Source organism: Streptomyces coeruleorubidus (genome assembly GCF_028885415.1).
Lineage (GTDB): Bacteria > Actinomycetota > Actinomycetes > Streptomycetales > Streptomycetaceae > Streptomyces > Streptomyces coeruleorubidus_A.
The window spans coordinates 3,220,204-3,232,470 of record NZ_CP118527.1 but is presented as its reverse complement, the minus strand read 5'-3'; the positions used below and the strand labels follow the sequence as shown (position 1 = coordinate 3,232,470).

The window sequence follows — 12,267 nt, the reverse complement described above, 5'->3', positions numbered from 1 at the left end:
AGGAAAAATGGCAGGGGAGCCACAGGGCGACTGCCTGTTCTGCAAAATCGTCGCCGGAACCATCCCGGCGACGATCGTCCGCCAGACGGACACCACCGTCGCGTTCCGCGACATCAACCCCCAGGCCCCCACCCACGTCCTGATCATCCCCAAGGCGCACTACGAGAACGCCGCCGCACTCGCCGCCGCCGACCCGTCCCTCACCGCGGACGTGCTCCGCGAGGCCCAGGCCGTCGCCGACGAGGACAAGCTGGACAGCTACCGCCTCGTGTTCAACACCGGCAGCGGCGCCGGCCAGACGGTCTGGCACGTGCACGGTCACGTGCTCGGCGGCCGCGGCCTCGACTGGCCTCCGGGGTAATCAGCCTTGTCCGTACGCGAACTCGTGGTGCTCGGCACCGCCAGCCAGGTCCCGACCCGCCACCGCAACCACAACGGCTACCTGCTCCGCTGGGACGGCGAGGGCATCCTGTTCGACCCCGGCGAGGGCACGCAGCGCCAGATGGTGCGTGCCGGGGTCGCCGCGCACGACCTGAACCGGCTCTGCGTCACGCACTTCCACGGCGACCACGCACTGGGCTTGCCCGGGGTCATCCAGCGCATCAACCTCGACCAGGTGCCGCACGAGATCACCGCCCACTACCCGAAGTCCGGGCAGCGCTTCTACGAGCGGCTCCAGTTCGCCACGCCCTACCGCGCGACCGTCTTCATCACCGAGGCCCCGGCCGACGGGGACGGCGTGCTCGCGGTCACGCCGTCGTACACGCTGGACGCCCGCAGACTGTCGCACTCGATCGAGTCGTACGGCTACCGGATCATCGAGCACGACGGCCGCCGCATGCTGCCCGAGCGGCTCGCCGCGTACGGCATCAAGGGGCCGGACGTCGGCCGGATCCAGCGCGAGGGGTCGCTCGGCGGGGTATCGCTCGACGACGTCAGCGAGGTGCGGCGCGGGCAGCGGTTCGCGTTCGTCATGGACACCCGGCTGTGCGACGGGGTGTACGAGCTCGCCGAGGGCTGCGACATGCTCGTCATCGAGTCGACCTTCCTCGACGAGGACGAGCAACTCGCCGTGGAGCACGGCCATCTGACGGCGAGTCAGGCCGCGCGGGTGGCCCGGGACGGCGGTGTGCGGCACCTCGTGCTGACCCACTTCAGCCAGCGCTACCACGACCCGGAGGAGTTCGAGCGGCAGGCACGGGCGGCGGGGTACGAGGGGGAGCTGACCGTGGCGCACGATCTGCTGCGGGTGCCGGTCCCGAAGCGTCGGTAGTACGCCCGTACGATGAATTGATGTCCCTCCCCAAAGCCGAACTGCACCTTCATATCGAAGGCACCCTGGAACCGGAACTTGCTTTCGAGCTCGCCGCGCGCAATGGCGTCACGCTGCCGTACGCGGACACGGACGAGCTGCGCGAGGCGTACCGGTTCGAGGACCTCCAGTCGTTCTTGAACCTGTACTACGAGCTCATGGCCGTCCTGCGCACCGAGCGGGACTTCGAGGACCTCGCGAACGCCTACCTCGAACGCGCCGCCGCCCAGGGCGTGCGGCACGCGGAGATCTTCTTCGACCCGCAGGCCCACACCAGCCGCGGGCTGGAACTCGGCACGGTCGTCGAGGGGCTGTGGCGGGCGCTGGGCGACAGCGAGTCACAGCACGGCGTCTCGACCCGGCTGATCATGTGCTTCCTGCGCGACGAGTCCGCCGAGTCGGCCCTGGCGGCCCTTCAGGCGGCCAAGCCGTACCTGGACCGGATCACCGGCGTCGGCCTCGACTCGGCCGAGGTCGGGCATCCGCCGGCGAAGTTCCGCGAGGTGTACGAGGCCGCCGCCGCGCTCGGCCTCAGGCGGGTCGCGCACGCCGGTGAGGAGGGGCCGCCGGAGTACATCACCGAGGCCCTGGACGTCCTCGGCGTCGAGCGGGTCGACCACGGGCTGCGCTGCGTGGAGGACCCGGCGCTGGTGGAGCGGCTGGTGCGGGAGCGGGTGCCGCTGACGCTGTGCCCCCTGTCGAACGTCCGGCTGCGGACCGTCGACACCCTCGCCGACCATCCGCTGCCCGCCATGCTGGACGCCGGCCTCATGTGCACGGTCAACTCGGACGACCCGGCCTACTTCGGCGGGTACGCCGGTGACAACTTCGACGCCGTGCGCGACACCCTCGGCCTGGGCGAGGAGCGGCTGCGCGAGCTCGCCCGCAACTCCTTCCTCGCCTCGTTCCTGGAGGACGACGAGGAGTTGCGGGCGCGGTATCTCGCCGAGGTGGAGGCCTACGAGTTCCGCTGAGGAACCCGCGGCCTCACAGGACCTCCGACCCTGCCTTGCCGTAGGCGCGCTGGGCCGGGACGGCCGGGGTGTCCAGGGGGATCTCCACCACCGGCTGTTCCGGAGCGCCGATCTCGGGGACCGCGCCGGTGCGGGTGCCCGTGGTGGCGGCGACCAGGGCGGCCGGGTGGCCGCCGCGGCGGCGGATCGCCCCGGCAAGCAGCGGGCGTCCGCTCGTGTGCAGGGCGACAGCGGTCATCGGCAGGGCGACCACCAGCAGACCGGCGGCCAGGATCGCGCCCATGACCGGGAAGCCGGCCTGCGCCGACAGCACACTGCCGGTGAGCGGCCCGGCGGCCGTGCCCAGCGAGGACGCCGAGCCGACGAGCACGGCCCAGCGGCCACGCGGGTCCAGCGAGGCGGCGAGCCCGATCAGGTACGACAGCACCACCGGATACAGGGTGTTCCAGGCGATCTCGCCGGTCGCGAAGCTCACCAGGTCGGTCGCGGAGGCGCTGAGCACGATGCAGCCGGCGATGAGGACCGTGCCCGCCCCGATCGGCACCGCGCGTCCCAGCCGCGCCCCGAGCGCGCCGGCCGCGAGGACCCCGGTCAGTCCGGCGCCCAGCGCCACGGCGAAGACGGCACCGACGGTGGCCTCGCCGAGGTGGGCCTGGGTCAGTCCGATCTGTCCGCTCACGCCCCACAGGGAGTTCTGGGCGAGCGACCAGCACACCATGGCGGCGGCCAGCACCAGGCCCGAACGGGCGTGTGGCAGCCGTGCCTTGTGGTGCCGCGTGGGCGTGGCGGGCGTACCGGCGGGCAGGCGGCCGGTCAGCGGCCACACGGCCAGGGCCGTGAGGGCGATCGCGGCCAGGGGCAGGCCGTGCCCCGGACCGAGGTGCGGGACCGTCAGATACACGGCGCCCGCGAGGGCGGAGACGGTGAGCAGACCGGCCGTGGAGGCCCGGTGCGGATCCCTCTGCGCGGCGATGAGGGTGGCGGCGACGGTGGTGGCCGTGCCGGAGCCGAACCCGCCGAGGACCGCGCCTGCGACGACGGCCGGGACGGCGGTGGTCAGTGCGGCAACGCCGTAGCCGAGCAGGGCCAGCGCGAGCCCGAGCCGGGCGAGGGTGCGGGCCCCGATCCGTTCGACCCGTGAGGCCAGGGCGAATCCGGCGGTCGCCGAACTCAGCAGCAGAGCGCTGCCGACGGCGCCGGCCTGGGTGGCGGAGAGCGGAAGGCCCGAGTCGAGTCTGCCGACGGTGGTCGGCAGCAGATACGGGGCGAGGTACCCGGCCGTGAAAAGGGCGACGAGGGGCCAGGGGGTGGTGCGGGGGGCGAACACGGGCGTTCCCAGGGCGTGCGAAAGGAGCGGGGGAGAAGGGGGATTGGGCGACGACCGTCGACGGACAGGAACGCGCGGGCAATTTGTATCAAGCAAGTAGTCGTACGAGTTAACCCGGAGGGTGTGATGTGGCGCACGTTGTGTTTGGTGCGGTGAAGTCCGGGTAAACGAGCGCCTTTCGCAAGGCGTCGTGGGCGTTCTCGCCAACGCCAGTGCATCGACCCGGCCCCTGGAACCGTCGCTTCCACCTTCGCCCGGATCTCGCGCATCACGGCGACGATCCGCTCCTCGGCAGTTCCGCGTCCGGGACGTGACGCCTGGGCTCTCACGCAAGGTTCACCGGTAATCGGGCCGCTTCGGGCGGTTGACGGTCCTTGTTCGCGTATTTAATCTCCATTCTCATACGTAGATGATGTCTACATGGGGGGATGCTCGCGCTCACCGCGGGACTCGACCTCGTAGGAGCCGCTCCGTGAACCTCGCCATCACCGACGTACGGCTGACTCCGATCCTGGTCGCGGACCCGCCGCTGCTGAACACGCAGGGCGTGCACCAGCCGTACACGCCCCGGCTGATCGTCGAGGTCGTCACGGCGGACGGGGTGACGGGCGTGGGGGAGACCTACGGCGACACCAAGTACCTGGAGCTGGCCCGGCCCTTCGCCGAGCGGCTGAAGGGACGGCAGGTCAGCGACCTGAACGGGCTGTTCACGGTCGCGGACCGGGTCGCGGTGGACGCCTCCCGGGTCGAGAACGCCGTCGACGTCGGCGGGCTGCGCGGCGTCCAGACCGCCGACAAGCTGCGGCTGTCCGTCGTCTCCGCCTTCGAGGTCGCCTGCCTCGACGCCCTCGGCAAGACCCTCGGGCTGCCCGTGCACGCGCTGCTCGGCGGCAAGGTGCGCGACGCCGTCGAGTACAGCGCGTACCTGTTCTACAAGTGGGCCGAGCACCCGGAGGGCGTCGCCTGCGAGAAGGACGACTGGGGAGCCGCCGTCGACCCGGCCGGCGTAGTGGCACAGGCCCGCCGGTTCACCGAGCGGTACGGCTTCACCTCCTTCAAGCTCAAGGGCGGTGTCTTCCCGCCCGACGAGGAGATCGCGGCCGTCCGGGCGCTCGCCGAGGCGTTCCCCGGGCACCCGCTGCGGCTCGACCCCAACGGCGCCTGGTCCCTGGAGACCTCGCTGAAGGTGGCGCGGGAACTCGGGGACGTCCTGGAGTACCTGGAGGACCCGACCCTCGGCACCCCCGCCATGGCCGAGGTCGCCGAGCGGACCGGGGTGCCGCTCGCCACCAACATGTGCGTGACGACCTTCGCCGAGATCAAGGAGGCGTTCACCAGGGGCGCCGGCGGCGCCGTCCAGGTGGTGCTCTCCGACCACCACTACTGGGGCGGGCTGCGCAACACCCAGCAGCTCGCCGCCGTCTGCCGCACCTTCGGCGTCGGCGTGTCGATGCACTCCAACACCCACCTGGGCATCTCGCTCGCCGCGATGACCCACGTGGCGGCCACCGTCCCGAACCTCCACCACGCCTGCGACTCCCACTACCCCTGGCAGTCGGAGGACGTGCTCACCGAGCGGCTCGGCTTCGAGGGCGGCAAGGTGACCGTGTCCGACGCGCCCGGGCTCGGCGTGGAACTCGACCGTGAGCGGCTGGCCGTACTGCACCGGCGGTGGCTGGACGACGGTGCGCTGCGGGACCGCGACGACGCGGCGGCCATGCGGGTCGCCGACCCGGAGTGGGTGACGCCCTCGATGCCCCGCTGGTAGTGCCGGCTCACCGGTCGCCCAGGGGGCGCGCGGGGGCCGGCGCGAGCTGACGGAACGGGTGGGTCCGGCGTGATCGGCGTCACGTTGTCGGTGGTGTGGTGCACACTGGCCTGGTCCGCACCACGTCAGGGAGCGCATCGTGATCGCGTCCACCGCCCCGGCAGGAAAGGGCCCGGCCGGAAAGGGATCGCACCGTCAGACCCAGGTCGATCCCCTCGCCCCGCTGCGCGCGCCGGACGACCCGCCCTGGGACGTCTATCTCACCGGCACCGTCTTCCTCGACATCATCTTCACCGGGCTCGACTCCGCCCCGGTGCGCGGGACCGAGTCCTGGGCGCGCGGAATGGGGTCGAGCCCCGGAGGCGTCGCCAACATGGCCACCGCGCTGGCCCGCCTCGGCCTCAGGACGTCCCTCGCGGCGGCCTTCGGCGACGACCACTACGGCGACTACTGCTGGGACGCCCTGGAGCACGGCGAGGGCATCGACCTCTCCCCGTCGCGCACGGTGCCCGGCTGGCACTCCCCGGTGACGGTCTCCATGGCCTACGAGGGGGAGCGCACGATGGTCTCGCACGGCCACGAGCCGCCCCCGGAGGAGCCCGCCCCCGAGTGCCCGCCCCGCTCGCGTGCCGCCGTCGCCTCCCTCGCCCCCGGCGTGAGCGCGCCCTGGATCGCCCAGGCCGCGAGCAAGGGCACGCGGGTCTTCGGCGACGTCGGCTGGGACGACACGGGTGCCTGGGACCTGGCGGCGCTGCCCGACCTGCGGCACTGCGAGGCCTTCCTGCCGAACGCGGAGGAGGCCATGCGGTACACGGGCGCGGACTGCCCAAGGGCGGCGGCGCACGCGCTGACCGAGTACGTGCCGCTCGCGGTGGTCACGCTCGGGGCGGACGGCGCGTACGCGGTGGACCGGCGCACGGGGGAGACGGCGGAGGTGCCGGCGATCGAGGTCGCGGCGCTCGATCCGACGGGGGCGGGGGACGTGTTCGTCGCCGGGTTCGTCACCGGCACGCTGGCGGACTGGCCGCTGGCGGACCGGCTGGCCTTCGCCGGGCTGACCGCGGCGCTGTCGGTGCAGGAGTTCGGGGGGTCGTTGTCGGCGCCGGGGTGGTCGGAGATCGCGGCGTGGTGGCGGCGGGTGCAGTCGGTGGAGGGGCAGGATCCGGCGGCGTTGCGGCGGTACGGGTTCCTGGCGGGGCTTGTGTCGGAGGAGTTGGTCAGGCCCTGGCCCTTGCGGCGGGCCGTGCCGACGATCGGGTTCCGGCGCTCGGCATGACCGTCCTGGCCGACCAGGGGGCTCCGCCCCTGGACCCCGGCCTATGTCCACCCACCACTCGAATAACCCGGTCGAGAGCCGCTGTCGCCCCTGGTTGCAAACCCCACCCCAAAACCCCTACGGCGTTGTCAGTCCCCCGTCGTACCCTGGGAATCGCGAGGCCGCCCTCAGCTACGCGGCCGTGAAGAGGAGGAACCGCAGGCCTTCAGCGCCGGCCCATGACACAGACACCCACAGCTCACACCCCCGCGCAGGAGCAGGCGAGAGCACAGTTCACCGTCCCCGCCCAGCACCCCATGGTGACGGTGCTGGGGTCCGGCGACGCCCTCCTGCGCGTGATCGAGAAGGCCTTCCCGGCGGCCGACATCCACGTCCGGGGCAATGAGATCAGCGCGGTCGGCGACCCTGTGGACGTCGCCCTCATCGCCCGCGTGTTCGATGAGATGATGCTGGTGCTCCGCACCGGACAGCCGATGACGGAGGACGCAGTGGAACGCTCGATCGCCATGCTCAAGGCGAGCGAGAACGGGGAGAGCGACGGCCAGGAGACCCCGGCCCAGGTGCTCACGCAGAACATCCTGTCCTCGCGAGGCCGCACGATCCGCCCCAAGACGCTCAACCAGAAGCGTTACGTGGACGCGATCGACAAGCACACGATCGTCTTCGGTATCGGCCCGGCGGGTACCGGCAAGACCTACCTGGCGATGGCCAAGGCGGTGCAGGCCCTGCAGTCCAAGCAGGTCAACCGCATCATCCTGACCCGCCCGGCGGTCGAGGCGGGTGAGCGGCTCGGCTTCCTCCCGGGCACGCTCTACGAGAAGATCGACCCGTACCTGCGCCCGCTCTACGACGCGCTGCACGACATGCTCGACCCGGACTCCATCCCCAGGCTGATGGCGGCGGGCACGATCGAGGTCGCGCCGCTGGCATATATGCGGGGCCGTACCCTCAATGACGCCTTCATCATCCTGGACGAGGCCCAGAACACCAGCCCCGAGCAGATGAAGATGTTCCTCACCCGCCTCGGCTTCGACTCGAAGATCGTGATCACGGGTGACGTGACGCAGGTCGACCTCCCGGACGGGACGAAGAGCGGTCTGCGCCAGGTGCAGGACATCCTGGACGGCGTCGAGGACGTCCATTTCTCCCGCTTGTCGTCCCACGACGTGGTCCGGCACAAGCTGGTGGGCCGTATCGTCGACGCGTACGAGCAGTACGACACCAAGCACGGCACCCAGAACGGCGCGCACAAGAGCCGCGGCAAGTCCGGGCACAAGGGGAAGTAGACAAGCACAGCACCATGTCGATCGACGTCAACAACGAGTCCGGCACCGAGGTCGACGAGCAGGCGATCCTCGACATCGCCCGTTACGCGCTGGCGCGGATGCGCATCCACCCGCTCTCCGAGCTCTCGGTGATCGTCGTGGACGCCGCCGCCATGGAGCAGCTGCACATCCAGTGGATGGACCTGCCGGGCCCCACGGATGTCATGTCCTTCCCGATGGACGAGCTGCGCCCGCCGTCCAAGGACGACGACGAGCCGCCGCATGGGCTGCTCGGCGACATCGTGCTGTGCCCCGAGGTCGCGGAGAAGCAGGGCAAGGAAGCGGACACGCAGCACTCCATGGACGAGGAGCTCCAGCTGCTCACCGTCCACGGCGTGCTGCACCTGCTGGGCTACGACCACGAGGAACCGGACGAGAAGGCCGAGATGTTCGGCCTCCAGGCGGCCATCGTGGACGGCTGGCGCGCGGAGCGGGGCCTGACCGGCCCGTCCCCGGCGCCGACGGTCTCGTAGCGCCGCCGATGAGTCCGCAACTCGCCCTGGGTGCGGTCGCCCTGGTCGTCGTGGCCTGGCTCTTCGCCTGCGCGGAGGCGGGCCTCGCACGCGTCTCCAGCTTCCGTGCGGAGGAGGCCGTGCGCTCCGGCCGCCGGGGCAGCGCCAAGCTGTCCCAGGTCGCCGCCGACCCGACCCGCTATCTGAACGTGGCGCTGCTGGTGCGCGTCGCCTGCGAGATGGCCGCCGCCGCGCTGATCACGTACGGCTGCCTGATGGAGTTCGACAACACGACCGAGGCCCTCCTGATCGCCATCGCGGTCATGGTCCTCGTGTCGTACGTCGCCGTCGGCGTCTCCCCGCGCACCATCGGCCGCCAGCACCCGCTGAACACGGCGACGCTCTCGGCGTACGTCCTGGTGCCGCTGGCCCGGATCATGGGCCCGATCCCGTCGCTGCTGATCCTCATCGGCAACGCGCTCACCCCCGGCAAGGGCTTCCGCCGGGGTCCCTTCGCCTGCGAGGCGGAGCTGCGCGCGCTGGTCGACCTCGCCGAGAAGGAGTCGCTCATCGAGGACGACGAGCGCCGCATGGTGCACTCGGTCTTCGAGCTGGGCGACACCCTCGTCCGCGAGGTCATGGTCCCGCGCACGGACCTGGTGGTCATCGAGCGCTTCAAGACCATCCGCCAGGCCCTCACCCTAGCCCTGCGCTCCGGCTTCTCCCGGATCCCGGTGACCGGCGAGAGCGAGGACGACATCGTCGGGATCGTGTACCTGAAGGACCTGGTCCGCAAGACGCACATCAGCCGCGAGGCCGAGTCCGAGCAGGTGTCCACGGCGATGCGCCCGGCGTTCTTCGTGCCCGACACCAAGAACGCGGGCGACCTGCTGCGCGAGATGCAGAAGGAACGCAACCACGTCGCCGTCGCCGTCGACGAGTACGGCGGCACCGCCGGCATCGTCACCATCGAGGACATCCTCGAGGAGATCGTCGGCGAGATCACCGACGAGTACGACCGCGAACTGCCGCCGGTGGAGGACCTCGGCAAGGACCGCTACCGGGTCACCGCCCGCCTGGACATCGGCGACCTGGGCGAGCTGTACGGCCTGGAGGCGTTCGACGACGAGGACGTCGAGACGGTCGGCGGACTGCTGGCGAAGGCGCTGGGCCGGGTCCCCATCGCCGGTGCGTCGTCCGTCGTGGAGCTCCCCGACGGCCGGGAACTGCGCCTGACCGCGGAGGCCGCGGCCGGCCGCCGCAACAAGATCGTGACGGTGCTGGCAGAGCCGGTGGACCCGGCGGACCCTCCGCGGGACGAGGAGGAGAAGCCGCAATGACCCCGCAGGAACTGCGCGCGTTCTGCCTGTCCTTCAACGCGGCGGTCGAGGACTTCCCGTTCAGCCCGGAGATCTCGGTCTTCAAGGTCCAGGGCAAGCTGTTCGCCCTGTCGCACCTCGACGCGCGCCCCCTGAAGATCAACCTCAAGTGCGACCCGGAGGAGGCCATCCGCCTGCGCCGCGAGCACGAGGGCCTGATCGTCCCGGGCTGGCACATGAACAAGCGCCACTGGAACACGGTCACGGCCGACGGCGACCTCCCGGACCGGCTGGTCAGGGAACTCATCGAGGACTCGTACGACCTCGTCGTCGCGGGCCTGCCGCGAGCGGACCGCCTGCGCCTCGACCGTCCGTGACGCTTCCGTATGCTCGGATCATGACCGACAGCAGCGCGCTCGACCCCGAGGACCGCAAGATCGTCACCCTGGCCCGTTCCGCACGTGCCCGCAACGGCGTGCCCGAGGGGGCGGCCGTACGGGACGAGACCGGACGTACGTATGTCGCGGGGACCGTGGCCCTCGACTCCCTGAAGCTCAGCGCCCTTCAGACGGCGGTGGCGATGGCGGTGGCCTCGGGCGCCCAGTCGCTGGAGGCGGCGGCGGTGGTGACGGAGGCGGAGACCGTGTCCGACGAGGACCGGGCGGCCGTACGGGATCTGGGGGGCGCTGAGACGCCGGTACTGGTGGCCGGGCCCGACGGGACGGTCCGGACCACGGTCAGCGCCGGCTGAACTTCGCTGTAACCGGCGGTAATTAGGCCAGATTTCAACCTTGCCGCCGTCCGCACCAGGCGCATCAATGGAACCGTCAGTTCCGACGGACCGTCAGGTTCGGCTCTCGGCAGTGTGTCCGCATCCACGTGCCGAGCGGTCCCCCCACACGGAAAGGGAACCGTAATTCCATGAGATGCAAGCGAATCGGAGCGGGTGCGGCCCTGGCGGCCGGGGCCCTCGCGGTCACCGGGCTCGCCTTCGCCCCCGCCGCGCTCGCCGTCACCCCCCAGACGGCGACGATCAGCGCCGACTGCGGCACCTTCGGCAGCGGCGAGGCCACGCTCACGGCCACCCAGGACGGCACCGCCGCCACCCTCACCGTCAAGTCATCCGCGATCACCGCGCCGATCGCCCTCGGCGAGGACTCGATCGCGTCCACGCTCACCCTGGTGAAGGCCGGCGGCGGCACCGTCGACTTCACCGGCACTCAGAACCCGGCGATGGCCGCCGGCGCCCCCGTCGAGGTCGGCCCCCTCAGCGGCACCGTGGCCTCCGGCGACAGCCTGGAGGCCTTCGGCGGCTCGCTGAAGATGACCGTCTTCGGCATCACCGTCACCTGCACGGCGACCGGGCCGCAGTCGCCGGGCCCGTTCGTGTTCGACTGATCACCGGCGGGCCGGGCGCGCCCCGCAGCGCGTCCGGCCCGCGCTCGGCTGTCCGCGCCCGAGACCGCTGCGGGGCTCGGAACGGGTCCACCGGTCGGCGTTCGGGCGCCTGTGCGGCAGGGCTCCGTGGATCAGGGAGAATGGGCGCCATGAGCGTTCGTACCCAGTCATCCGAAGAGCCGGCCGAAGCTGTCCACAGGGCTGGCTTCGCCTGCTTCGTGGGCCGTCCCAACGCGGGCAAGTCCACCCTCACGAATGCTCTGGTCGGCCAGAAGGTGGCGATCACGGCGAACCAGCCGCAGACGACGCGGCACACCGTGCGGGGCATCGTGCACCGACCCGACGCCCAGCTGATCCTGGTCGACACCCCGGGGCTGCACAAGCCGCGCACACTGCTGGGCGAGCGGCTGAACGACATCGTGCGCACGACGTGGGCCGAGGTCGACGTGATCGGCTTCTGCCTGCCGGCGAACGAGAAGCTCGGCCCCGGCGACCGCTTCATCGCGAAGGAACTGGCGTCCATCCGCAAGACGCCGAAGATCGCGATCGTCACGAAGACCGACCTGGTGGACGGCAAGACGCTCGCCGAGCAGCTCATCGCGATCGATCAGCTCGGCAAGGAGCTGGGCTTCGAGTGGGCCGAGATCGTCCCGGTGTCGGCGGTCGGGGACAAGCAGGTGGGCCTGCTGGCCGACCTGATCGTCCCCCTCCTGCCGGAGGGTCCGGCGCTCTACCCCGAGGGCGACCTGACCGACGAGCCCGAGCAGGTCATGATCGCGGAGCTGATCCGGGAGGCCGCGCTGGAGGGCGTCCGCGACGAGCTCCCGCACTCCATCGCCGTCGTCGTCGAGGAGATGCTCCCCCGCGAGGACCGCCCAGCCGACAAGCCCCTCCTCGACATCCACGCCTTCGTCTACATCGAGCGCCCCAGCCAGAAGGGCATCATCATCGGCCCCAAGGGCAAGCGCCTGAAGGAGGTCGGCATCAAGTCCCGCAAACAGATCGAGGCCCTGCTGGGCACGCCGGTGTTCTTGGACCTGCACGTGAAGGTCGCCAAGGACTGGCAGCGGGATCCGAGGCAGCTGCGCAAGCTGGGGTTCTGAGGGCCCCGGGCGC

The 12,267-nt window shown here is 71.1% G+C and carries 13 protein-coding genes and 1 pseudogene; 12 read left to right on the top strand and 2 right to left on the bottom strand.

Translation table 11 applies throughout. The features are described from left to right. Nucleotides 1-7: 7 nt before the first annotated feature. Genes PV963_RS15005 through PV963_RS14995 form a run of 3 tightly spaced genes read left to right on the top strand, consistent with a single transcriptional unit; the run spans nt 8 to nt 2,286 of the window. A complete protein-coding gene (locus PV963_RS15005; protein WP_274816215.1) occupies nt 8-361 on the top strand; it encodes a histidine triad nucleotide-binding protein in 354 nt (117 codons plus the stop codon). 6 nt (nt 362-367) lie between these two features. After that, entirely contained in the window at nt 368-1,273 is a 906-nt protein-coding gene (locus PV963_RS15000) for a ribonuclease Z (protein WP_274816214.1), read from the top strand. 20 nt (nt 1,274-1,293) lie between these two features. Then, on the top strand, nt 1,294-2,286 hold the full coding sequence (locus PV963_RS14995) for an adenosine deaminase (protein ID WP_274816213.1): 993 nt from the start codon (nt 1,294-1,296) through the stop codon (nt 2,284-2,286). 13 nt (nt 2,287-2,299) lie between these two features. Here PV963_RS14995 and PV963_RS14990 read toward each other — a convergent pair whose 3' ends face one another. Next, nucleotides 2,300-3,613, bottom strand: a complete 1,314-nt coding sequence (locus PV963_RS14990; protein WP_274816212.1) for an MFS transporter — start codon at nt 3,611-3,613, stop codon at nt 2,300-2,302. Between the two features lie 206 nt (nt 3,614-3,819). Next, nucleotides 3,820-3,903, bottom strand: a pseudogene (locus PV963_RS14985) (IclR family transcriptional regulator); the annotation flags it as partial. A 182-nt stretch (nt 3,904-4,085) separates the two neighbouring features. Between PV963_RS14985 and PV963_RS14980 the strand changes: the two are divergent. The 9 genes from PV963_RS14980 to era all read left to right on the top strand — a co-directional run bounded on the left by PV963_RS14980 (nt 4,086) and on the right by era (nt 12,254). Next, nucleotides 4,086-5,381, top strand: coding sequence for a glucarate dehydratase family protein (locus PV963_RS14980; protein ID WP_274816210.1), 1,296 nt, complete (start codon nt 4,086-4,088; stop codon nt 5,379-5,381). A gap of 139 nt (nt 5,382-5,520) precedes the next feature. After that, entirely contained in the window at nt 5,521-6,657 is a 1,137-nt protein-coding gene (locus PV963_RS14975) for a carbohydrate kinase family protein (RefSeq protein ID WP_274816209.1), read from the top strand. A gap of 218 nt (nt 6,658-6,875) precedes the next feature. After that, nucleotides 6,876-7,943 (top strand): PhoH family protein, encoded by a 1,068-nt coding sequence (locus PV963_RS14970; protein ID WP_082319753.1) that lies wholly within the window; start codon nt 6,876-6,878, stop codon nt 7,941-7,943. Nucleotides 7,944-7,957: 14 nt separating this feature from the next. Further along, a complete protein-coding gene (ybeY, locus tag PV963_RS14965; RefSeq protein WP_274816207.1) occupies nt 7,958-8,455 on the top strand; it encodes an rRNA maturation RNase YbeY in 498 nt (165 codons plus the stop codon). Nucleotides 8,456-8,463: 8 nt separating this feature from the next. Further along, nucleotides 8,464-9,774 (top strand): hemolysin family protein, encoded by a 1,311-nt coding sequence (locus tag PV963_RS14960; RefSeq protein ID WP_274816206.1) that lies wholly within the window; start codon nt 8,464-8,466, stop codon nt 9,772-9,774. After that, on the top strand, nt 9,771-10,130 hold the full coding sequence (locus PV963_RS14955) for an MmcQ/YjbR family DNA-binding protein (protein ID WP_274816205.1): 360 nt from the start codon (nt 9,771-9,773) through the stop codon (nt 10,128-10,130). Before PV963_RS14960 ends, PV963_RS14955 begins: the two co-directional genes overlap by 4 nt. A 20-nt stretch (nt 10,131-10,150) precedes the next feature. Further along, complete coding sequence (locus PV963_RS14950; RefSeq protein WP_274816204.1) at nt 10,151-10,504, top strand: cytidine deaminase; 354 nt, start codon at nt 10,151-10,153, stop codon at nt 10,502-10,504. Between the two features lie 170 nt (nt 10,505-10,674). After that, entirely contained in the window at nt 10,675-11,151 is a 477-nt protein-coding gene (locus PV963_RS14945) for a hypothetical protein (RefSeq protein ID WP_274816203.1), read from the top strand. Between the two features lie 140 nt (nt 11,152-11,291). Then, a complete protein-coding gene (era, locus tag PV963_RS14940; protein WP_274816202.1) occupies nt 11,292-12,254 on the top strand; it encodes a GTPase Era in 963 nt (320 codons plus the stop codon). The last annotated feature ends 13 nt before the right edge of the window (nt 12,255-12,267 follow it).

What these genes read in the sequence shown, in the direction of transcription:
- PV963_RS15005 (WP_274816215.1), top strand. Translation starts at nt 8, where the DNA reads ATGGCAGGGGAGCCACAGGGCGACTGCCTGTTCTGCAAAATCGTCGCC.
- PV963_RS14995 (WP_274816213.1), top strand. Translation starts at nt 1,294, where the DNA reads ATGTCCCTCCCCAAAGCCGAACTGCACCTTCATATCGAAGGCACCCTG.
- PV963_RS14970 (WP_082319753.1), top strand. Translation starts at nt 6,876, where the DNA reads ATGACACAGACACCCACAGCTCACACCCCCGCGCAGGAGCAGGCGAGA.
- ybeY (WP_274816207.1), top strand. Translation starts at nt 7,958, where the DNA reads ATGTCGATCGACGTCAACAACGAGTCCGGCACCGAGGTCGACGAGCAG.
- PV963_RS14960 (WP_274816206.1), top strand. Translation starts at nt 8,464, where the DNA reads ATGAGTCCGCAACTCGCCCTGGGTGCGGTCGCCCTGGTCGTCGTGGCC.
- PV963_RS14955 (WP_274816205.1), top strand. Translation starts at nt 9,771, where the DNA reads ATGACCCCGCAGGAACTGCGCGCGTTCTGCCTGTCCTTCAACGCGGCG.
- PV963_RS14950 (WP_274816204.1), top strand. Translation starts at nt 10,151, where the DNA reads ATGACCGACAGCAGCGCGCTCGACCCCGAGGACCGCAAGATCGTCACC.
- PV963_RS14945 (WP_274816203.1), top strand. Translation starts at nt 10,675, where the DNA reads ATGAGATGCAAGCGAATCGGAGCGGGTGCGGCCCTGGCGGCCGGGGCC.
- era (WP_274816202.1), top strand. Translation starts at nt 11,292, where the DNA reads ATGGGCGCCATGAGCGTTCGTACCCAGTCATCCGAAGAGCCGGCCGAA.